Below are 20,992 nucleotides of genomic sequence, written 5' to 3'. Positions count from 1 at the left end.
GGCGCTGAGCGCCTTGAGGACGGAGCCCCCGCCCCGCGTGCCCGGTATGCGCCTCGTGCAGTATCAGCTACTCGCTTTGAGCGGATGCGGTCGCCTCGCTCGTAGCGTCTGCTTCGTCTCCGCAACCGTTATGAAGGGTCTCAGACTTGATAACAACAAACGCATTATCTTCAGAACGGCGAACAACAAAGACCCTTCGCGTTAGCTGCGGGTCCTTAAATTTCTTACCCTCAGCAGAGCGAACGTTGCTCCAGTCTTCACAGAACGTGATGGTTGCGCCGGTGTTGTATGAGACAGAACCATCGTCGTTCATGGTTCCATAGGTGACTGGATCGATGTTATTGAAGGCAATTTCGCCCTTGATAGGACCTTGGTTCTCTTCTGTGAACTTTTGAATATTCTCCACATCTTCCTTTGTGTCTTCCAGGAAGTTTTTATGCACGTATCGGAGCAGCTCTTCATCGCTCGTGTGCTCCATGCTCCCATGCAACCATGCATTCCAAATACGTCGGTACTGTTCCAACGCATCGTATGCAGCCTTGAGGGTCGCATCTGCTGCTTCCTTCGACGGGTTATCCAAATCAACGTTCGCACGAATCAGCACGGGCTCATAACCCGTCGGAGTGGGTGAAGGAGTGGGAGTTGCAGAAGCTTCCGCGCTTGCCGATTCAGCGCTCGCGGAAGTGGAAGCACTAGATTCTGCGCTGACCTGCACGCCGCCGGAACATGCGACAGGATCAGCATCATTGCCGCAGAGAGCGCGGCAATAGAAGTACGGTTGAACATCATTGTTGGTTCTTTTCTGGTGTGTGGTTGTGTAAACCGCAGAATTATCCACGCAACAACGTGTGGAATTCAGTGGAATGTTATCGGTTGATGCCATTACCCTAACATATATCCACAGAGCACAAACCCCGGCTCACTATTTGTCCATGTTGTCGAGATCCTGCTTGTTGCAGCGCAGATAAGGGATGCGGTATGTGCATCACCGCTGTCTCCCCCTCACCGTGAGCGGTCTCTCGCCGAACCTGAACGTAGCCTGTGAACTGTGGTACCCTACTAGAAGCACAAAACCTTTAAATCCGTCCCGTGAGGCGGGGAAGGAGACGGCTATGCCTGGGTCAACTGTACCCACATCCGGCGCGAATCAGGGGCGAAATCTAACCGCAGCCCCCTATTCGGCAACCCCTCAAAGCACCTTGGAGGACGCGACCACCGTCGGCCGCACCATCCTCAGCGAGGACGAAATCCGCCGCGCCCTCACCCGCATCGCCTACGAAATTATTGAAACCAATAAAGGCGTAGAAAACCTCGTACTCATCGGCATCCGCTCCCGCGGCGTGCCCCTCGCCGTACGACTCGCAGCCCGCATCCAAGCCATCGAGCCGAACTTCAACGCAGAAACACGAATCGGCGCCCTGGACATCACCGCCTACCGCGACGACCAGCGAACCGGCGGCACCACCTCCCCAGATACCGCAGGGGAAAGCATCATGCCCACCATCGGCATTGAAGGCAAAACCGTAGTCCTCGTTGACGACGTCCTCTACTCCGGCCGCACTGTGCGCGCCGCCCTCGACGCACTCAACGCCCACGGACGACCCGCCCTCGTACGCCTGGCAGTCCTCGTAGACCGCGGACACCGGCAACTACCCATCCGCGCCGACCACGTGGGCAAAAACCTGCCCACCAGCGCCAGCGAAACCGTGCGCGTCGTACTGACTGAAACCGACAACGCAACAGACCGAGTTGACATTATCCAGCTGGGAGGGCTCTCATGAAGCATCTGCTCGACACCCGCGAACTAACCCGCGAAGAAGCCATCGAAATCCTTGACGTCGCCGACTACATGGCGCAGGTCAAAGCCGAAAACCGCACCCTCAACGTGCTCAACGGCAAGACCGTCGTCAACCTCTTCTTCGAGGACTCCACCCGAACCCGCCTCTCCTTCGAAGCCGCGGAGAAGCGCCTGGGTGCAGCCGTCACCAACTTCTCCGCATCTGGTTCCTCCCTGTCTAAGGGCGAGTCGCTCAAGGACACCGCGCAGACCCTCAAGGCGATTGCCGCGGATGCGTTCGTGATCCGCCATTCGGCATCCGGCGCACCGCAGCGTCTCGCCGAGGCAGGCTGGACCGACATCCCGGTACTCAACGCGGGCGACGGCACCCACGCACACCCCACCCAGGCACTGCTCGACGCCGTCTCCCTGCGCCAGTACAAGGCAGAACGCGACGGCCTCGACAGCCCCCGCGGCACCGACCTGTCCGGCATGCGCGTGCTGATCGTCGGCGACATCCTGCACTCGCGCGTGGCACGCTCCAACCTCTGGCTGCTGACCACCCTCGGCGCGCAGGTCGTCTTCGTCGCACCGCCAACCCTGCTGCCGCTGAACACCGCCTCCTGGGTTGAAGAAGCCGGCCTGGAAATTTTCCACGATTTCGATGAAGCCATCGCCACCAACCCCGATGCCGTCATGCTGCTGCGCATCCAGAAGGAACGCATGAACGCCGCGTACTTCCCCTCCGCAGAGGAGTACACCGACCTGTGGGGCCTGACCGCCGAACGCTTCGCAACCCTGCAGGCGCAGCCGCAGCCGGTCGCAATCCTGCACCCGGGCCCCATGAACCGCGGCCTGGAAATCTGCACCGAAGCCGCCGACGCCACCAACTCATGGGTCCTGCGCCAGGTCAGCAACGGCGTGGCGCTGCGCATGGCGGTGCTCTACCTGCTTCTGACCGACGGCTCCAGCGCCAAGCTCTACGCCGGCGACGAATCCTAAACGACCTTCCTAACGAGAGGAACCAACACCATGAGCAAGTACCTGATCAAGGGCGCAAGCCTCTATGGCGAAAAGGTCGCCGACATCCTCATCGAGGACGGCGTGATTAGCCTCATCGCAGAGAACATTGACGCCGCAGACGCGCAGGTCGTCGAGGCGGCAGGCCAGGTGGCGCTGCCCGGCCTGGTCGACATCCACACCCACCTGCGTCAGCCCGGCTACGAGGCATCCGAAACCGTCGAAACCGGCACCCGCGCAGCAGCCCTGGGCGGCTACACCGCAGTGTTCGCCATGGCAAACTCCATGCCCATGGCAGACACCGCCGCAGTCGTTGAGCAGGTTGACCGCCTCGGCAAGGAATCCGCATGGTGCCGCGTGCAGCCCATCGGCGCAGTAACCGTGGGCCTGAAGGGCGAACGCCTCTCCGACATCGGCGGCATGGCGAACTCCACCGCGAACGTGCGCGTGTTCTCTGACGACGGCATGTGCGTGTACGACCCCGCAGTGATGCGCCGCGCCCTCGAATACGTCAAGACCTTCGACGGCGTTATTGCGCAGCACGCGCAGGAGCCGCGCCTGACCGAAGGTGCCCAGATGAACGAAGGTAAGGTATCCGCTGACCTGGGCCTGACCGGCTGGCCCGCTGTCGCTGAAGAGGCAATCATTGCCCGCGATGTGCTTCTGGCTGAGCACCTGGACTCCAAGCTGCACATCTGCCACCTGTCCACCAAGGGCTCCATTGAGGTTGTGCGCTGGGCTAAGTCCCGCGGCGTGAAGGTAACCGCGGAGGCGACCCCGCACCACCTGCTGCTTACCGACGAGACCGCACGCACCTACGACCCGATTTTCAAGGTGAACCCGCCGCTGCGTACCGAAGAGGACGTCATGGCGCTGCGTCAGGCTGTTGCTGACGGCATCATCGACGTGATCGGTACCGACCACGCACCGCACCCGGCAGAGACCAAGGAATGCGAGTGGGCGTGCGCCGCGAACGGTATGACCGGCCTGGAGCAGGCACTGTCCATCATCCAGATGACCTTGGTTGACACCGGCATGATTACCTGGCGCGATGTGGCACGCATCCTCTCTGAGGAGCCCGCGAAGATTGGTCGCCTGGACCACGAGCAGGGCCGCCCGCTTGCCGAAGGCGAACCGGCAAACATTGTGCTGGTCGACCCGAAGGCAACCCGCGTCATCAAGCCGGAGGAGCAGGCAACCAAGGGTAAGAACAACCCCTACCGCGACATGGAGGTGCCCGGCTCGATTCGTGCAACCTTCTACGCTGGCCACCCGACCGTGCTGAACGGCGAGCTGGCCACCCCGCGCAAGTAACCTGCACACGTAAGTTCGCGCCGCTGAGTTTGCACAACTGACCTGCGAAGCGAACCGCGTAGTGACCGTGCCTGGCGGTGGTAGGTTTCACGCCTGCCACCGCCTCGCCGGGAGCACCGCCCGAACCTCACCAACCCAAGTCGAGATTATCGACCGAGACCCCAACCGAAAGAGAGAACCTTCGTGGGAAAGTTCCTGACCGCCGTCATCTGCATCGCCCTGGTCGCCCTGTGCATCTACGGCATGTGGCACGGATGGCGCTCGCGCCTGGCACACCAGGCGAACATGTTCGGCTCCCTCAAGGAAGTTCCCGAACGCTACGAGGGCATGACCGCTGAGGCCGCTTTCGAGGGCGAGTACGTCAGCACCACGATCTTCGGTAACTGGCTGGACCGCGTGGGCTTCGATTCGCTCGGTTTCAAGAGCAAGTCCACCCTGCTGATTTACCCGGACAGCATCATCTTCACCCGTAACGGAGCGAAGGACCTGTGGGTTCCGGCGAAGAAGCTCGCAGTCATCACCACCGACCGCGGTATGGCGGGTAAGGTTGTGGAGAAGAACGGCCTGGTCGTGATTGGTTGGACCCTGGACGGTCACCGTGTGCAGACCGGCTTCCGCACTCGCTATGCCGAGGACAAGCAGGCGGTACTGCAGGAGCTGCACCGCATCGCCCCGAACGCTGTGGATGCGCCCGAGAAGTGGGCGGCAGAACCGGAAGCCTAAATCCCGGCGCAATATCGCGGTGTAATATCCCTGCGCACCCACACCCATAGATTTTGCCTGAGGTCAGGCGAACACCCGCCGAAGGCACCATAGACTACCCCGGAACCTGCACGGTAGAGGCCGTACAGGAAGCGGGGGAGAACACCAGAGAAAAGGAAGAAGAGCATGACTGACATGACACGATCCGGCGCCCTGCGTACGGACCGCGCGCTGCTCGTCCTGGAGGACGGCACCGTCTACCGCGGCTACGGCTACGGCGCAACCGGCGCGTCCCTGGGCGAGGCGGTTTTCTCGACCGGCATGACCGGCTACCAGGAAACCCTGACCGACCCCTCCTACGCGGGTCAGATTGTGGTTCAGACCGCTCCCCATATCGGCAACACCGGCGTGAACACCACCGACGCTGAGTCCCGCAAGATTTGGGTTGCCGGCTACGTGGTTCGCGACGCAGCACGCGTGGCATCCAACTGGCGTTCTGAGCGCACCCTCGACGAAGAGCTCATCGAGCAGGGCATCGTCGGTATTCAGGGTATTGACACTCGCGCCCTGACCCGCCGCCTGCGTTCGAGCGGTTCGATGCGTGCGGGCGTGTTCTCCGGTGAGCACGCAGAACGCCCCGAAGCTGAACTGCTGGAGGAGGTGCGCGCCTCCGAACCGATGGCAGGCCGTAAGCTCGCTGACTCCGTTTCGGTTGACACCGCCTACACCGTTGAGCCGCACCAGTTCAACTGGTTCGTACCCCCGGTCGCAACCATCGTCGCCCTGGACCTGGGCATCAAGGCGATGACCCCGCAGCGTTTCGCTGAGCGTGGCGTGCGCGTGCACGTGCTGCCCGCAAGCGCAACCCTCGAGGACATCTACTCCCACAACCCCGACGGTGTGTTCTTCTCCAACGGCCCCGGTGACCCGGCAACCGCTGACGAGCAGGTTGAGCTGCTGCAGGGCGTGCTGCGTAAGGGCACCCCGTTCTTCGGTATCTGCTTCGGTAACCAGCTGCTTGGCCGTGCCCTGGGCTTCGGTACCTACAAGCTGCCTTTCGGCCACCGCGGCATCAACCAGCCGGTCATGGATAAGACCACCGGCAAGGTTGAAATCACCGCGCAGAACCACGGCTTCGCTGTGGACGCGCCGATTGGCGACTACGTGACCGCACCGAACGCTGAGTTCGGTCAGGTCATGGTCTCCCACGTGGGTCTGAACGACAACGTGGTTGAGGGCCTGACCTGTAAGGACATCCCCGCGTTCTCCGTGCAGTACCACCCCGAGGCTGCTGCGGGCCCGCACGATTCCGCCTACCTCTTTGACCGTTTCATCGACCTGATGGTCGCAACCAAGACTGCAAAGGAAGCATAAATGCCTCGTCGTACTGACCTTAATAGCGTCCTCGTCATCGGTTCCGGCCCCATCGTCATCGGTCAGGCAGCGGAATTCGACTACTCCGGCACTCAGGCGCTGCGCGTGCTGAAGGAGGAGGGCGTGCGCGTCATCCTCGTGAACTCGAACCCGGCAACCATCATGACCGACCCCGAGTTCGCAGACGCCACCTACATTGAACCCATCACCCCCGAGGTGATTGAGAAGATCATCGAGAAGGAAAAGCCGGACGCAATCCTGCCGACCCTGGGTGGTCAGACCGCACTGAACGCGGCTATCTCCCTGGATGAGCGCGGTGTGCTCGCCAAGTACAATGTTGAGCTGATCGGCGCGAACATTGAGGCGATTAACCTCGGTGAGGACCGTGAAGCATTCAAGGGCGTGGTGGAGCGCGCCGGCGGCGAGTCTGCACGCTCGGTGATTGTTCACTCCATGCCGGAGGCGCTGGAAGCAGCTAAGGAGCTGGGCTACCCGATGGTGGTCCGCCCCTCCTTCACCATGGGTGGTCTCGGCTCGGGTATGGCGTACAACGAGGAAGACCTCTACCGTATTGCCGGTGCGGGTATTCAGTACTCGCCGACCAGCGAGGTCCTGCTGGAGGAGTCCATCCTCGGCTGGAAGGAATACGAGCTGGAGATGATGCGTGACACCAACGACAACGTCGTGGTCGTCTGCTCCATCGAAAACTTCGACCCCGTGGGCGTGCACACCGGTGACTCCATCACCGTGGCACCCGCACTGACCCTGACCGACCGTGAGTTCCAGAAGCTGCGCGACATCGCAATCAACGTGATTCGTGAGGTTGGCGTGGACACCGGTGGTTGTAACATCCAGTTCGCGATTGACCCGAAGACTGGCCGTATCATCGTCATTGAGATGAACCCGCGTGTGTCTCGTTCTTCGGCGCTCGCGTCGAAGGCTACCGGCTTCCCGATTGCGAAGATTGCAACCAAGCTGTCCCTGGGTTACACCCTGGATGAGATTCCGAACGATATCACCCAGAAGACCCCGGCATCCTTCGAGCCGACCCTCGACTACGTGGTTGTGAAGGTTCCGCGCTTTGCGTTTGAGAAGTTCCCGGCTGCTGACCCGACCCTGACCACCACTATGAAGAGTGTTGGCGAGGCTATGGCTCTGGGCCGTAACTTCACTGAGGCTCTGCAGAAGGCGATGCGTTCGCTGGAGCAGAAGGGTGCGTCCTTCTCGTTCAAGCCGCTGTCCCTGTCTGAGGGTGAGCTGGCTGAGCTGGTTGAGAAGACTAAGGTTGCGACCACTCAGCGTATTTACCAGGTTCAGCAGGCTCTGCTGGCTGGCGCTACCGTGGAGCAGCTACACGAGGCGACCAAGATTGACCCGTGGTTCCTGGATCAGCTGGTGCTGCTGAATGAGGTTGCTGGCGTGGTTCACGCTAAGCGTGACAACCTTGACCCGGAGACCTTGAAGCTGGCTAAGCGTCACGGTTTCTCGGACGCTCAGATTGCTGAGATTATCGGCTCTTCTGAGGATGTTGTACGCGGTGTTCGCCACGCTCTGGGTATCCGCCCGGTCTTCAAGACTGTTGACACCTGTGCTGCCGAGTTTGAGGCGTTCACTCCGTACCACTACTCCTCCTACGACCTGGAGGATGAGGTTGCGCACCACGAGAAGCCCTCGATTATGATTCTGGGTTCGGGCCCGAACCGTATCGGTCAGGGTATCGAGTTCGACTACTCCTGTGTGCACGCTTCGCTGGTGCTGCGTTCGCTCGGTTACGAGACTGTTATGGTCAACTGCAACCCTGAGACTGTTTCGACTGACTACGATATTTCGACTCGCCTGTACTTTGAGCCGCTCACCCTTGAGGATGTGCTTGAGATTGTTGAGTCGGAGCGTCGTACCGGCGGCCTGATGGGCGTGTTCGTGCAGCTGGGCGGTCAGACTCCGCTGAAGCTGGCTCGTGCCCTGAAGGATGCTGGCGTGCCGATTCTGGGCACCACCCCCGAGGCTATTGACCTGGCTGAGGACCGCGGCGAGTTCTCCCGCGTGCTGGAGGAGGGCGGCCTGATTTCGCCCAAGAACGGTACCGCGTTCACTTTCGAGGGTGCTAAGCGCATCGCTGACGAGATTGGTTACCCGGTTCTGGTTCGTCCTTCGTACGTGCTGGGCGGCCGTGGCATGGAGATCGTCTACGATGAGGCGAACCTGGCACGCTACCTGGAGAACGCTACCGAGGTTTCGCCCTCGCAGCCTGCTCTGATTGATAAGTTCCTTGAGGACGCTATCGAGATTGACGTTGACGCCCTGTTTGACGGCGAGGAGCTGTACTTGGGCGGCGTCATGGAGCACATTGAGGAAGCCGGTATTCACTCGGGTGACTCTTCCTGTACTCTGCCTCCGATTACTCTCGGCCCGGACATCATCGCGAAGGTGAAGGACGCTACCGAGAAGATTGCTCGCGGCACCGGTGTGCGCGGCCTGATTAACATTCAGTTCGCGTACGTGTCTGAGAACCTGTACGTGATTGAGGCAAACCCGCGTGCATCCCGTACTGTTCCGTTCGTGTCGAAGGCTACCGGCGTGCAGATGGCTAAGGCTGCTGTGCTGATTGGTCTGGGTAAGAGCATTGCTGAGCTGAAGGCTGAGGGTTACCTGCCGTCGAACATGGATGGCGCGTCCCTGCCTGAGGAGACCGCGATTGCTGTGAAGGCTGCGGTTCTGCCGTTCGCCCGTTTCCGCACCCCCGAGGGTGTTGTGGTGGATTCGCTGCTGAGCCCGGAGATGCGTTCGACCGGTGAAGTCATGGGTCTGGATAAGCACTATGACACCGCGTTCGCGAAGGCTCAGGCTGGTGCTGGTTCGCCGCTGCCGACCTCCGGTAAGGTGTTCATTTCGGTGGCTAACCACGATAAGCGTAACGTCATTATTTACGCGAAGATGCTGGAGTCGCTGGGCTTTGAGATTGTTTCGACCGGTGGTACCGCTGAGATTCTGCGCCGTAACGGCCTGAACTCGGTGATCGTGGCTTCGAAGTTCGCTGAGGCGAATGGCGACCACTCGATTGTGGACATGGTCCGCAACGGTGACATTGATCTGATTCTGAACACCCCTGCCGGTGGTGCTGCTCGTAGCGATGGTTACGAGATTCGTGCCGCTGCGGTTTCGGTGGGCTGCCCGGTCATGACTACCATTTCTGAGTTCGCTGCGGCTGTTCAGGCGATTAATGCTCTGCGTGAGCACAGCTGGGACATCATGAGCCTGCAGGAGCACGGCGTTCAGCTGGCTGCCGCTGTGGATGCTCGTTCCGAGGGTGGCGAGGCGTAATGTCCGCTGCTTTTGGTGATCGTCTGGCGAAGGCGATGGCGGAGCGCGGCCCGCTGTGTGTGGGTATTGACCCGCATCCGAACCTGCTGGAGCAGTGGGGTCTTGAGGATTCTGCTGCCGGTCTGGCTGCTTTTACTGAGGCGGTCTATGAGGGTTGCGCCCCGTTTGCGGCGGCGTTGAAGCCTCAGGTGGCGCTGTTTGAGCGTCACGGTTCGGCTGGTCTTGCTGTGCTGGAGGCGCTGTTTGCCCGCGCTGCCGCTGATGGTGTGCTGATTGTTGCTGACGCTAAGCGCGGCGATATCGGTTCGACTATGAAGGCGTACGCGGATGCGTGGCTCGGCTCGTCTTCGCCGCTGGGTACCGATTCGGTGACTTTGAGCCCGTATCTGGGTTTTGAATCGCTGCGTCCGGCGCTGGATTTGGCTGATGAGAATGACCGCGGCACGTTCGTGCTGGCGTTGACCTCGAACCCTGAGGGTAAGAGCGTTCAGCACGTGGGCGCATCGGAGTCCACGGGCGCGGTGGCCAAGCGCATTATTGCCGCGGCGGTAGCCGAGAACGCCTCCCGCCAGTGGGAGCAGATGGGTCCGTGCGGCCTGGTGGTCGGTGCGACCGTCGGCCAGGCGCTGGTTGATTTGGGTATTGACCTGAGCGTGTTCAACGGCCCGATTCTGTCGCCTGGTTACGGCGCTCAGGGTGCCTCGGCCGCTGATCTGTACCGTGTGTTCGCGGGTGTGGAGTCGCAGGTGCTGGTGAACTCCAGCCGCGGCGTGCTCGCTGCTGGCCCGTCGGTTGAGGGTTTGGCTCAGGCTGCGCAGGCGGCTCGTGATGACCTGTTGGCGGCTCGCGGCGCATAGTTCGCGTGTTGTGTGAGAGGGGCGTGTGCTCCGGGTGGATTCTGTTGAGGATCTGCTCGGGGTGTGCGCCCCTTTTTGCGTACCCCTTGTGCCTGTTTTATCGCATTTTTTCGGTACACCCGCATGCATAATTTTGCCGCTGCCCGCTCGCGCCGATGCGAGTTTGCTCATCTCTGTAGTGGGGGAGTGCGCCTGCTCTTTGAGGCGCGTGCGTGGCTCCACTTTTGATAGGGCGAATACTCCGCTATGCTATAGGGGTACTCCCTGATATTTACGTGCTGACGTGCGTAGACGCATTGTTGGTGCGAGGGTGAGTGCCGCGGGTGGAACGAGGATCCTTGCGCTATCCGTGTTACATTGGTTGATAAGTAAAATTCTATAACTCGCAGAAATGGGGGACCCAACCATGCCGCTGACTCCGCTAACTGAGGATGCGCGCGCCTCCGCCCGCGAGAAGGCAGTACTTGCCCGAGCACACCGCCAGGAAATTAAGCGTGCACTGAGTGACCGTGAACTTTCTGTGCGTCAGGTGCTTGATATGGTCGATTCCGACCCTGCACTGGCTAAAATGCCGGTGGGGCAGATGCTGCGCGCACTTCCGGGCATTGGTGCCGTTCGAGCTGAACGCATCATTGAAGAACTTCATATTGCACCGACTCGCCGCCTTGGCGGCCTGGGTGTACACCAGCGTCGCAAGATGGTGGAGTACTTCAACCGTAATTCGCGGTATTTGAACCGTGCACGTCGCAGGACTAATACTCTGCCTCCTGAATCTTCTCAGTCCTAATACCTCGTGCCTTCAGCCGATGAAGGCGCAGTAAGGAAGCTATGTCTCAGCCGACTCTCACCGTACTGGCTGGCCCCACTGCTGTTGGCAAGGGTACGGTGTGCCAGTACATTCGTGAGAACTACCCGAACGTGTGGTTCTCTGTTTCCGCTACCACTCGTGATCCTCGCCCCGGTGAGGTTGACGGTACTCACTACTATTTCGTTTCGATGGAAGAGTTTGACCAGATGATTGCTGACGGTCAGATGCTTGAGTACGCTGTGGTACACGGTAAGAACAAGTACGGTACTCCGCGCGCTAAGGTCCAGGAGGCCCTGGATGCTGGCCGCCCGGTGATTCTTGAGATTGATCTGCAGGGTGCTCGCCAGATTCGCGAGACCATGCCTGACGCTCGCCTGATTTTCTTGGCTCCTCCGAGTTGGGATGAGCTGGTGTCGCGTCTGGTGGGTCGAGGTACCGAGAGTGAGCAGGAGCAGGCTCGTCGCCTTGAAACCGCGAAGGTTGAGTTGGCTGCTGAGAAGGAATTTGACGTCACGGTCGTCAACGACTCTGTTGAGCGTGCGGCGAAGGAGATTGCTGAGCTGATTGGCGCCGCCTAATCTGCATGCTTTGCGTTTGCGGTGGGGCTAGAGTTTCTTCCGACCTGTAGTTCTGCCGTGAGGCGTTGTGAAGGGTGGGGGTTTCGAAGAGTTTTCTTCGGGCCCCCACCTTTTTGTATGGGCTGGTACGTGCGTTTTAGCCGTTGAGAGGGTAGAATAGTTCTTTAGTTTTGACCGTGCCCTCAGTGTGCCCGGTTTGCGCCATAGCGCGAACGGTGTACGGGGGTGTTCGGTACGTACATTCCATCAAGCTATTTGGAGTTTTTAGTGGCAAACGAAATCAAGGAACACGAGGACTACAACTTCGTTGACGGTGTCGCTCCCGAGGGCATCGTGAGCCCCAGCGCTGACGCGCTGATTGAGAAGGCGGAGTCCAAGTACGGCCTGGTGATTTTCGGTGCCCGCCGTGCACGCCAGATTAACGCGTACTACGCTAACCTGCAGGACAATACTGCTGCGCACGTTGGCCCGCTGGTTGACGCTGAGTCGAACGAGAAGTCCCTGTCGGTGGCAATGCGTGAAATCATTGCTGACCGTGTTGTGGCGGAGCACCGCCCGGACGCTAAGTTCGATGAGGACGGCTACCCCGTTCCCGAGGATCTGTCCGCTGTGATTGATTTCAGCGCGGCTGAGTTCTCTGGCGCTATCGAGGAGGAGTACATCCCCGCAGGTAGCGAAGAGGTTATTGCTATCGAAGAGGTTATCCTCGACGAGTCCGCTGAGTAATCTGCTTTTTACAAGGATTCTTTGACGTACCATGCGCATTATCGTTGGTATTGGAGGGGGCATTGCTGCGTATAAGGCGGCGATGCTCCTTCGCCTTTTTGCGAAGAATGGCGACGAGGTGATCGCCATGCCCACCCCGAACGCGACGAAGTTCGTGGGTGTTCCCACTCTGGAGGCGCTGAGCGGCAACCCCGTCTCAACGGACGTGTTTGACCGCGTGCCGGAGGTAAACCACGTGCGTCAGGCTGAGCAGGCTGACGCTGTGGTGATTGCCCCGGCGACCGCTGATTTGCTGGCTCGTTTGGCGGCTGGTCGTGCGGATGATTTGCTGTCCTCTACGGTGTTGACGACGCACGCGCCGGTGATTTTGGCGCCGGCGATGCACACCCAGATGTGGGAGCATCCGGCGACTCAGGCGAATGTGCAGACTCTGCGTTCGTGGGGTTATCACGTGATTGAGCCTGCGATTGGGCGTTTGACGGGCCCGGATTCTGGTCCGGGTCGCATGCCTGAGCCGGAGGATATTTTCGCGGTGGCTCAGGATGTGATTGCGCGCTTCCCGAAGGGGCAGGTGCACCCGGTGTACACGCCCGGTTACGCGCCGACTGAGCCCCTGTACACGGGCACGGAGCAGGAGCGTATGGCGGCAGCGCGTCAGGCGACGCTGACCTCAGCGCTGCTGGGCCAGGTTGATGCAGGTCAGGGTGAACTCAGCCAGGCAACTGGCGCATCCGAATCGCTGCGTGGTCCTCTGGCAGGTCGCCTCGTGGTCATTACCGCTGGCGGCACCCGTGAGGCGCTGGACCCGGTACGCTTCCTCGGTAACCGTTCGACCGGCAAGCAGGGTGTAGCGCTCGCAGAGGCGGCACGCGACTTGGGCGCGACCGTGCACCTGATTGGCGCGAACCTTGAGGTTCCCGCGCCGGAGGGTGTGCAGGTGACCCGCGTGGTGAGCGCCCTGGAGCTGCGTGAGGCGACCCTTGAGGCGAGCGCGGCGGCAGATGTGCTGATCATGTCTGCGGCGGTGGCTGATTTTAGGCCCGCCGAGTTTGCCGAGTTCAAGATTAAGAAGAGCGCCGATTCTGAGGATGCGCCGGTGATTCAGCTGGTGCGTAACCCGGATATTCTGCGTGAGGTCGTGGTGCGCCGCCAGCAGGCTCGTGAGGCGGGGGAGAGCGCCCTCGGTCCGAAGCTCATTGTTGGTTTTGCGGCGGAGACCGGTTCGGCGGAGAAGACTCCGTTGGAGCTGGGTCGTGAGAAGCTACAGCGTAAGGGCACGGACTTCTTGGCGGTCAATACGGTGGGTGTGAATCGTGGTTTCGGTACGGACGATAACACGATTACGCTGCTGTCGACTCTGGTTGATGAGGCGCCGGTGTTCTCCGGTTCGAAGAAGGAGCTGTCGGTGCATCTGCTGGAGCATGTGGCGGCTTTCCTGCCTGAGCTTTCTGCCTGAGTTTTTACATAAGGCAACCTGGCGTATCCGCGTAGAGTTTCGGAGCGTTTATAGTGTGGAGCCCGTGCGGTACTTCCTGTGGGAGGTATCGTGCGGGCTTTGCTGTACCCTCCGTAGCTCTGCCGCCCGCCTCCTTCTGTAGCCCACTCGGGGAGCATTATATGCAAGCACTTGTGATGCGGGTTTCTTTCTTCTGGGGTTCCTTCCGAGGTTCCGCCGGGGGAGCGTCTCATATTTCTGTCATAGTGGTGAAATTTCTGACCGTACCCCTGAACCGTCAGATAAAGGTCTTGTATCATGGCATAGAGAGTATTTCGCGTTGAAGGGGAAGAAGCACCATGCCCGAGAATCAGAGCAAGCCCGCCGCGGTACAGTCCGCCCAGAGTGAGGAGCGCCCTCAGATTCTGGTGATCACCGGTATTTCCGGTGCCGGCCGCAGCACCGTCGCAAATGTACTGGAGGATGAGGGCTGGTACGTTATCGATAACATTCCGCCGCAGATGCTCGGTTCCCTGGCTGAGCTGGTGACCCGTGACGGTGCGCGAGTTCCGAAGGTGGCGCTCGGCATTGACGTTCGCGCCCGCGCACTGTTCTCCGATCTTCCCGCTGCGATTGAGACTTTGCGCAAGTCCGATATTGACTTCTCCATGCTCTTCCTTGATGCCAAGGACGAGACCATTATTGCCCGCTACGAGGCTCAGCGCCGCCCGCACCCGCTGCAGGGTGAGGGTCGCGTCCTCGACGGTATCCGCGCTGAACGCACTCTCTTCGAAGGTCTGCGCCTCGCTTCTGACCGCACCATTGACACCACCGGCATGAATGTTCACGAGCTGGCTCGTACCGTGCGTGAAATGTTTGCTGAGGGTGCGGATAAGAAGCTGAATCTGACCGTGATGAGCTTCGGCTTCAAGTACGGTGCGCCTTCGGACGCTAACTACATGGCTGATATGCGTTTCATCCCGAACCCGCACTGGGTTCCGGAGCTGCGCCCCCTGACCGGTCAGGACGCCCCGGTGCGCGACTACGTGCTCGAGCACGCCGGCACCGAGGAGTTCATCAGTAACTACCTTGCGGCTCTTCGCCCCGTGCTTGAGGGCTACCGCCGTGAGGGTAAGTACTACGCCACCATCGCAATTGGCTGCACCGGTGGTAAGCACCGTTCCGTGGCTGTGACGGAAGAACTAGCTCGTCGTCTCTCTGCTTTCGGTGAGCTGAACGTGAATGTTCAGCACCGCGACAAGGGCCGCGAGTAAGTTCCGCCCGGCGCGTCCCAACCACCGCGTCGTGTTTCATTAGCCGCCGTCCAGCCCCGCACCCGTGGGGCCGGCATACCATTCCTTCCGGGTATGTGAGGTATTACTATGTCCACCCATTCGACCAGTTATGACACTCAGGGTATTCCGCGCCTGCCGGCTCTGCCGACTCAGGCGTTGCGCCTGTTGAAGACCACGCACCGTTCGCCGAAGGTCACGGCGATGGGCGGCGGCCACGGGCTGTACGGTTCCCTGTCTGCGCTTCGCCACGTCACGCCTGATTTGACGGCTGTTGTGACGGTTGCTGACGACGGCGGCTCGTCGGGTCGTTTGCGTGAGGAGATGGGTATTCTCCCTCCGGGAGATTTGCGTATGGCGCTTTCTGCGCTGTGTGATGACACCGATTGGGGTCGCACGTGGCGTGATGTGATGCAGCATCGTTTTAGCGCGCCCGAGGGTTACGAGGGTGATTTCCCGCTGGATTACCATGCTCTCGGTAACCTGCTGATTGCGACTCTCTGGCAGCTGCTGGATGACCCGGTTGCGGGTCTGGACTGGGCGGGTGCCCTGCTGAATGCGCGCGGCCGCGTGTTGCCGATGGCGCTGGATCCGATGGTCATTTACGGCACCGTGCTGCGTGAGCATAACGGTGGCGGTATTGAGCGTGTGAAGGTGGTCGGCCAGGTGAACCTCTCGAAGGAGGAGCGGGTTCACGATATTGGTCTATCTCCCGCAAATGCGCGTCCTTGCCCGGAGGCGCTCTCCGTTATTGAGGAATCCGACTGGATTGTTTTGGGCCCGGGTTCGTGGCGTACGTCGGTTCTGCCACATCTGCTGCTGGACGCTCAGCGTGAGGCGATTATCCGCACGGAGGCGCGCCGCTGCGTGGTCATGAACCTCTCCGACGATAAGGAGACGGTCGGCTTCACCCCGGCAACGCACCTGGATTTGTTGCGCCAGTACGCCCCGAAGCTTCACCTTGACGCGGTGATTGCTGACGCTGACATGCAGGCTGATCACCGTTCCGAGCTGGAGCGTGAGGCTTCTGCGATGGGTGCGAAGGTTGTGTGGGCGCATCTGCGTTCGAGCTCCCAGCGGAATGTGCACGACCCGCTGAAGCTTGCGGCTGCATATAACGAAGCGTTTGAGCTGAGCTCTTAGGTTTACTGGCTTGGGTTTGCTGCTCAAGTGTGTTGCTTGAGCTGGCTGTTATGTGCGCCCTTTTTCCTGATTTTTAGACTTAAACACTACGCCCAGAAGGACCTGTTCATGGCATTAACCACGCTCGTCAAGGACGAACTCGCCAACTACGAGGCAACGAAAGTCTCTGCTCGTAAGGCAGAAATCTCTACGATTCTGCGTTTTACCGGAGGCCTGCACATTGTCTCGGGGCGAATCGTGGTGGAGTCTGAGGTCGACCACGAGGCAACCGCCCACCGCATGCGCCGCACCATCGCGGAGATTTACGGTCACGATTCTGAGCTGACTAGCGTCAGCGGTGGCGGTCTGCGTCGAGGCGGCAGGTACATCGTGCGTGTGGATCACGGCGGTGAGGCGCTGGCTCGCCAGACCGGTCTGCTGGATTTGCGTGGCCGCCCGGTGCGTGGCCTGCCGCCGGCCGTGGTGAACGGCTCTCTGCAGGATGCTGAGGCGGTCATGCGCGGTGCGTTCTTGGCGCACGGTTCGCTGACTGAGCCGGGTCGTTCCTCCTCCCTGGAGATTACTTGCCCCGGTCCGGAGGCTGCGCTTGCGCTGGTGGGTGCGGCTCGTCGTCTGGACATTATTGCGAAGGCACGCGAGGTGCGCGGCACCGACCGTGTGGTGGTGCGTGACGGCGAGACCATTTCGCACCTGCTGGAGCGTATGGGCGCGACCGGCACTCTGACCACGTGGCGTGAGGCGCGCACCCGCAAAGAGGTTCGTGCGACCGCGAACCGTCTTGCGAATTTTGATGACGCGAACCTGCGCCGTAGCGCTCAGGCTGCTGTTGCGGCGAGCGCCCGCGTGGAGCGTGCCCTGCAGATTCTGGGTCATGAGGCGCCGGATCATCTGCGCTATGCCGGTGAGCTGCGTGTGTTGCATAAGCATGCGTCGTTGGATGAGCTGGGTCGTCTGGCTGATCCGCCGATGACGAAGGACGCGATTGCGGGCCGTATTCGTCGCCTGCTGGTGATGGCTGATAAGCGTGCTTCGGAGCTGGGTGTTCCGGGTACTGAGTTGCCGCGCGAGGACTAAGCGAAGGCTAGATTCTGCTCTTAAACGGCGCGGGTAGCTCGTGTGGCCGAGGTGTTTGTGACGGTTTTATGACAAACCAAGCCCCTCCGTTTTTGAACAAAAACCGCATATTTTTCAAAAATGAGCCTGTGGATGGCCCCTTTCGCACTGTGCGAGGGGAGTTATCCACAGGTTCTTTGCGTGCGCTCGTGCGTTCGCGCGCGTGAGCCTAGGGTAGGGGTATGACGAGCATGACCCCTAACCACGAGCAGAACAACCTGCAGAACCCGAGTGCTGCACCGAACAACGGTGCTGCGCAAGACAACGCACCCCAGCCGGGCGGCGCGCAACGTAGCGCCCGCTCCCTGATGAACAGCCTCTACCGTAGCCCGCGCGCCCGCAAGAACGGTGCGCCGGATGCTGAGGACACCGTGCCGCTGGCAATCTCAACTGAGGTAACGCCCGCGGAGGTACCTGCCGAAGAAACACCTGCCGAGTCTGCGGCATCCCACCCGGAGTCGAATGGTTGGGCTGACTGGGATCAGCAGCCCGACTGGAACGAGGTGGACGACTGGGCGGAGTGGGAGCAAGCTGATCAGCCCGGCACCACCCGCAGTACCCGTTGGGGCTTGTCGCCGCGCGTGCTGCTTCTGGTGGCGGTGTTGGCGTTGGTTGCCGTGGTGTGGGGTGTGACCCAGTTTTCGGCGGCGCCGCGTGCCGAGCAGTTCGCCTCTCCGAGTGCTTCCGCCGAGTCGGTGCAGGCGGTGGGTGCCCAGCAGAGCCCCGGAACTCAACCCGGCACCCAGTCCGCTGCTCAATCTACTGCCCAGCCGGGCGCTAACCCGAGTGAATCCGCGCAGGGTGGCGCCTCCGGTGAGGCTACCGTGCGGGTGCACGTGGCGGGTGCCGTGAACAATCCCGGCGTGTACACGCTGCCCGCGCAGGGTCGTGCCGTGGATGCGATTGCCGCCGCCTCCGGTGCCGCAGCGGATGCTGATCTGGACCGCGTGAATCTTGCCGGTGCGCTCAGTGACGGGGTGCAGATTTATGTGCCGCATCGTGGTGAGACGGCTGCTCCGGCGCAGATTCAGCCCAATGGTGGCACGGCGAATGCGGGTCAGGGTAACGCGGCGAATGGTGCATCGCAGGGTGGCGCTCAGCCTCAGCCTGCACGCACGCTAACTCCTGCAGGCAGCGCGCAGAAGGGCTCAACCCCGGTGAACATTAACACCGCCACCGCTGAGGAGCTGCAGACCCTGCCGCGTATTGGTCCGGCGATGGCTCAGCGCATTATCGCCTGGCGTGAGGCGCACGGCGGTTTCCGTAGCGTAGATGAGCTGGATGCGGTGCCCGGCATTGGTCCGTCGATGCTGGAGAATTTGCGCCCGCTGGTGATGGTCTAATGCGCCGACAGAACCGCGGACCGAACCGTTTGCAGAACCACTGGCAGGCAGGGGAGCGGGAACTTTTTCCCGGTTCCTCGCGCCTCACCCGGCGCTTCACCCGGTCCGCGGCTACGGCGTATGAACGCGCCCGCTACCGCTGGAGCATCGGTACTGAACGGTGGCGTACCCGCCGCGATGAGCAGGAGCTGCGCGCCCAGGGAAGCCTCATTCACCTGGACTTTCGCCTGAGTTTCACGGTGCTGGCGCTGTGGGCTTTTACCGCGGCGGCGCTGACCGTGGGAACGTGGCGGGTGGTGCATCCGCTGGCGTGCGTGCTCATTGCTCTGCTGGGGTGCCTGGCGATTCTGCTGTTCTTTCCGCCGCGTGCGGTGATGCCGTACAGCCTGCTCTTTCGCACGACGGGACAGCTGGTTTTTCTGGCGTGTATTGTCACGGTTCAGGCGGTGCTTTTGTGCGCTACGGGGGTGGATGCATCCCGCGCCACGCTACAGCAGGCGCAGGGCGCCTCGCTTCGTCTGAATGGCACGGTGGAGCAGGTTCGCCGCGTGGATCCGCGTACTACTCTGGTGGTTATTAAGCTGGAGGAAATTCAGGGGCGGAGCGTGCGTGCGCTGGTGAATGAGCGGGTGCGTGTGTACCGGCGTGACGGTTCGGCGAAGAGCGCCGCGCAGCGTCTGGAGGCAAGTTCGGCGGCGAACTCGGCGGCTAAGCACCAGGGGAGCGGCACCGCGCGCTCGCAGGCGATTTATCCGGGCATGAAGGTGACTGCCCTCGGTACGGTGGAGTTTAACGGTTCCACGGCGAAGCTGAGCGGCGCAACTATTTTTCCCGCGCCCGCCTCCGGTGCCGGGTCGAACGCTACCGACCAGACGGCGGAGGAGCCGTATCTGTCCACGCTCAAGGAACAACTGCGCACCCGCGCCCTGGATACCCTGGGCACGGAATCGGCGGCACTAGTTTTGGGCACCGCCTACGGGGACGACTCGCTGATGAGTTCCACCGCGCGGGAGGACTATAAGCTCAGCGGGCTCAGCCATATTACGGCGGTGTCCGGGGCGAATATTGCCATCGTGTTTTTGGGTGCGTACCGGCTGGTGTTGGCGATTCGTCCGTACCGCTTCGCCAGCGCGTACCTGCTGTTCCGCTCGTTGAGGCAACGGCTGCGAGGGAGAGGCACGGGTCATTCTCGCCGCCCCGCGTACCCCCGGCATCCCGCCCAGCCCCAACACTCTATCCAACCCCATCAACCTACCCCGCCAAATGCCCACGCCCTGCCGCCGCTCGTGCACCGGCTGAGCACCCTCGCCATTCCGCACCGCGTCATGGTGCTGTGCGGGGTTGCGGCGGTGCTCGCCTACGCCATGCTGCTGGATTCTGAGGGTTCCGTGATTCGTTCCCTCGCCATGGGTCTGCTCGGTGCTTACGCGATGCTGCGCGGTTCGGGTCGCCAGTCCTTGGCGGCGCTGCAAACCACGGTGCTGATGTGTCTGCTTGCCGCCCCGCACCTCGCCGTGGATATGGGGTTCGCCCTGTCGGTGACGGCAACCTCCGCGTTGATTCTGCTGGGCCCTCCGCTGATTCGCCTTCTCATGCGCGTCATGCCGGTGTTCTGTGCGGAAATGCTCGCCGCGCCGATTGTGGCGTCCCTGTGGTGCACTCCGCTGATTTTGATGATGAGCGGTAAGGTGCCGCTCTACTCGGTTCCGGCGAACCTGATTGCTGCTCCTTTGGCACCGCTGAGTATGCTCGCCGGGCTGGCGGCGCTCGGATTCATGCTCCTGGGTCTGCCCACTGCGGCGGATCTGTGCCTGCGTGCCGGTGGCCTTGCCGCGCAGGGCATCGAGTGGGCGGCACACACTGCCGCGCACGCGCCGGGTAACCCGTGGGCGCCCGGTTCGAGCGTGCCTGCGGTGGTGTGTAGCGCCCTCTGCGTGCTGGCGTTGAGCGTTGCCCTCTGGTGGGTGGATGCGCGCCGCTACCGTGCGGTCACGCACCGGCAGTATTTGCGGGTGGTACCGCACACCGCGCCCTCCTATCAGCGCTCCCATCAGCCCGCCCGGTCTTAACCGACTAACCGTGACCGACTACCGCTAACCACCGTTAGGAGGCATATGAGAAGAAAACGCTATGATGGATATTCGAGACTCTACCCGCGCCGCACCCTGCGCGCAGTGGGGCCGAGTTCA

General features: G+C 61.3%; 17 protein-coding genes. 16 read left to right on the top strand and 1 reads right to left on the bottom strand.

All coding sequences use genetic code 11. From position 1 onward, the window contains the following. Nucleotides 1-67 precede the first annotated feature (67 nt). Nucleotides 68-883 carry a methyl coenzyme M reductase subunit gamma gene (locus HMPREF2779_RS09010; RefSeq protein WP_199774553.1) on the bottom strand — a complete coding sequence of 272 codons (816 nt, stop codon included), beginning with the start codon at nucleotides 881-883 and terminating at the stop codon, nucleotides 68-70. Between the two features lie 229 nt (nucleotides 884-1,112). On the opposite strand from HMPREF2779_RS09010, the gene pyrR reads away from it, so the two are divergent. The 16 genes from pyrR to HMPREF2779_RS03960 all read left to right on the top strand — a co-directional run bounded on the left by pyrR (nucleotide 1,113) and on the right by HMPREF2779_RS03960 (nucleotide 20,872). Continuing rightward, nucleotides 1,113-1,781 carry a bifunctional pyr operon transcriptional regulator/uracil phosphoribosyltransferase PyrR gene (gene pyrR / locus HMPREF2779_RS04035; protein ID WP_105360877.1) on the top strand — a complete coding sequence of 223 codons (669 nt, stop codon included), beginning with the start codon at nucleotides 1,113-1,115 and terminating at the stop codon, nucleotides 1,779-1,781. Then, nucleotides 1,778-2,779 (top strand): aspartate carbamoyltransferase catalytic subunit, encoded by a 1,002-nt coding sequence (locus HMPREF2779_RS04030; protein ID WP_049354673.1) that lies wholly within the window; start codon nucleotides 1,778-1,780, stop codon nucleotides 2,777-2,779. The genes pyrR and HMPREF2779_RS04030 overlap by 4 nt, the downstream gene beginning before the upstream one ends. A 30-nt stretch (nucleotides 2,780-2,809) precedes the next feature. Then, the gene (locus tag HMPREF2779_RS04025; RefSeq protein ID WP_105360876.1) at nucleotides 2,810-4,111 is read left to right on the top strand and encodes a dihydroorotase; all 1,302 of its coding nucleotides are present in this window, start codon (nucleotides 2,810-2,812) and stop codon (nucleotides 4,109-4,111) included. Between the two features lie 183 nt (nucleotides 4,112-4,294). Next, nucleotides 4,295-4,834, top strand: a complete 540-nt coding sequence (locus tag HMPREF2779_RS04020; protein WP_105360875.1) for a PH-like domain-containing protein — start codon at nucleotides 4,295-4,297, stop codon at nucleotides 4,832-4,834. Between the two features lie 165 nt (nucleotides 4,835-4,999). After that, entirely contained in the window at nucleotides 5,000-6,187 is a 1,188-nt protein-coding gene (gene carA / locus HMPREF2779_RS04015; protein ID WP_105360874.1) for a glutamine-hydrolyzing carbamoyl-phosphate synthase small subunit, read from the top strand. Next, entirely contained in the window at nucleotides 6,188-9,508 is a 3,321-nt protein-coding gene (gene carB / locus HMPREF2779_RS04010) for a carbamoyl-phosphate synthase large subunit (RefSeq protein WP_105360873.1), read from the top strand. Next, complete coding sequence (pyrF, locus tag HMPREF2779_RS04005; RefSeq protein WP_049354671.1) at nucleotides 9,508-10,365, top strand: orotidine-5'-phosphate decarboxylase; 858 nt, start codon at nucleotides 9,508-9,510, stop codon at nucleotides 10,363-10,365. Before carB ends, pyrF begins: the two co-directional genes overlap by 1 nt. A 406-nt stretch (nucleotides 10,366-10,771) precedes the next feature. Continuing rightward, nucleotides 10,772-11,152, top strand: coding sequence for an integration host factor, actinobacterial type (mihF, locus tag HMPREF2779_RS04000; RefSeq protein ID WP_005505949.1), 381 nt, complete (start codon nucleotides 10,772-10,774; stop codon nucleotides 11,150-11,152). A gap of 41 nt (nucleotides 11,153-11,193) precedes the next feature. Continuing rightward, nucleotides 11,194-11,751 carry a guanylate kinase gene (gmk, locus tag HMPREF2779_RS03995; RefSeq protein ID WP_005505951.1) on the top strand — a complete coding sequence of 186 codons (558 nt, stop codon included), beginning with the start codon at nucleotides 11,194-11,196 and terminating at the stop codon, nucleotides 11,749-11,751. Between the two features lie 267 nt (nucleotides 11,752-12,018). After that, a complete protein-coding gene (gene rpoZ / locus HMPREF2779_RS03990) occupies nucleotides 12,019-12,477 on the top strand; it encodes a DNA-directed RNA polymerase subunit omega (RefSeq protein ID WP_005508713.1) in 459 nt (152 codons plus the stop codon). Nucleotides 12,478-12,508: 31 nt separating this feature from the next. After that, nucleotides 12,509-13,933 (top strand): bifunctional phosphopantothenoylcysteine decarboxylase/phosphopantothenate synthase, encoded by a 1,425-nt coding sequence (locus HMPREF2779_RS03985; protein ID WP_105360872.1) that lies wholly within the window; start codon nucleotides 12,509-12,511, stop codon nucleotides 13,931-13,933. Nucleotides 13,934-14,271: 338 nt separating this feature from the next. Continuing rightward, nucleotides 14,272-15,186, top strand: a complete 915-nt coding sequence (gene rapZ, locus HMPREF2779_RS03980; RefSeq protein ID WP_070686719.1) for an RNase adapter RapZ — start codon at nucleotides 14,272-14,274, stop codon at nucleotides 15,184-15,186. 108 nt (nucleotides 15,187-15,294) lie between these two features. Then, nucleotides 15,295-16,347, top strand: coding sequence for a gluconeogenesis factor YvcK family protein (yvcK, locus tag HMPREF2779_RS03975; protein WP_070686721.1), 1,053 nt, complete (start codon nucleotides 15,295-15,297; stop codon nucleotides 16,345-16,347). Between the two features lie 108 nt (nucleotides 16,348-16,455). Continuing rightward, the gene (whiA, locus tag HMPREF2779_RS03970; RefSeq protein WP_049337427.1) at nucleotides 16,456-17,421 is read left to right on the top strand and encodes a DNA-binding protein WhiA; all 966 of its coding nucleotides are present in this window, start codon (nucleotides 16,456-16,458) and stop codon (nucleotides 17,419-17,421) included. Between the two features lie 221 nt (nucleotides 17,422-17,642). Further along, nucleotides 17,643-18,803: a ComEA family DNA-binding protein gene (locus tag HMPREF2779_RS03965; protein WP_105360871.1), complete on the top strand. Its 1,161-nt coding sequence runs from the start codon at nucleotides 17,643-17,645 to the stop codon at nucleotides 18,801-18,803. Beyond that, on the top strand, nucleotides 18,803-20,872 hold the full coding sequence (locus tag HMPREF2779_RS03960; RefSeq protein WP_070686725.1) for a ComEC/Rec2 family competence protein: 2,070 nt from the start codon (nucleotides 18,803-18,805) through the stop codon (nucleotides 20,870-20,872). The genes HMPREF2779_RS03965 and HMPREF2779_RS03960 overlap by 1 nt, the downstream gene beginning before the upstream one ends. Nucleotides 20,873-20,992: the final 120 nt, after the last annotated feature.

Origin of the sequence: Rothia sp. HMSC069C03 (genome assembly GCF_001811075.1) — a bacterium.
GTDB classification, from domain to species: Bacteria; Actinomycetota; Actinomycetes; order Actinomycetales; family Micrococcaceae; genus Rothia; species Rothia mucilaginosa.
The sequence above is the reverse complement of the archived record's forward strand: the minus strand, read 5'-3'. Positions and strand labels throughout refer to the sequence as shown.

Excerpts from the sequence above, each read along its gene's own strand:
- HMPREF2779_RS09010 (WP_199774553.1), bottom strand. The coding sequence starts at position 883 with ATGGCATCAACCGATAACATTCCACTGAATTCCACACGTTGTTGCGTG.
- pyrR (WP_105360877.1), top strand. The coding sequence starts at position 1,113 with ATGCCTGGGTCAACTGTACCCACATCCGGCGCGAATCAGGGGCGAAAT.
- HMPREF2779_RS04030 (WP_049354673.1), top strand. The coding sequence starts at position 1,778 with ATGAAGCATCTGCTCGACACCCGCGAACTAACCCGCGAAGAAGCCATC.
- HMPREF2779_RS04025 (WP_105360876.1), top strand. The coding sequence starts at position 2,810 with ATGAGCAAGTACCTGATCAAGGGCGCAAGCCTCTATGGCGAAAAGGTC.
- carA (WP_105360874.1), top strand. The coding sequence starts at position 5,000 with ATGACTGACATGACACGATCCGGCGCCCTGCGTACGGACCGCGCGCTG.
- carB (WP_105360873.1), top strand. The coding sequence starts at position 6,188 with ATGCCTCGTCGTACTGACCTTAATAGCGTCCTCGTCATCGGTTCCGGC.
- pyrF (WP_049354671.1), top strand. The coding sequence starts at position 9,508 with ATGTCCGCTGCTTTTGGTGATCGTCTGGCGAAGGCGATGGCGGAGCGC.
- mihF (WP_005505949.1), top strand. The coding sequence starts at position 10,772 with ATGCCGCTGACTCCGCTAACTGAGGATGCGCGCGCCTCCGCCCGCGAG.
- gmk (WP_005505951.1), top strand. The coding sequence starts at position 11,194 with ATGTCTCAGCCGACTCTCACCGTACTGGCTGGCCCCACTGCTGTTGGC.
- HMPREF2779_RS03985 (WP_105360872.1), top strand. The coding sequence starts at position 12,509 with ATGCGCATTATCGTTGGTATTGGAGGGGGCATTGCTGCGTATAAGGCG.
- rapZ (WP_070686719.1), top strand. The coding sequence starts at position 14,272 with ATGCCCGAGAATCAGAGCAAGCCCGCCGCGGTACAGTCCGCCCAGAGT.
- yvcK (WP_070686721.1), top strand. The coding sequence starts at position 15,295 with ATGTCCACCCATTCGACCAGTTATGACACTCAGGGTATTCCGCGCCTG.
- whiA (WP_049337427.1), top strand. The coding sequence starts at position 16,456 with ATGGCATTAACCACGCTCGTCAAGGACGAACTCGCCAACTACGAGGCA.
- HMPREF2779_RS03965 (WP_105360871.1), top strand. The coding sequence starts at position 17,643 with ATGACGAGCATGACCCCTAACCACGAGCAGAACAACCTGCAGAACCCG.
- HMPREF2779_RS03960 (WP_070686725.1), top strand. The coding sequence starts at position 18,803 with ATGCGCCGACAGAACCGCGGACCGAACCGTTTGCAGAACCACTGGCAG.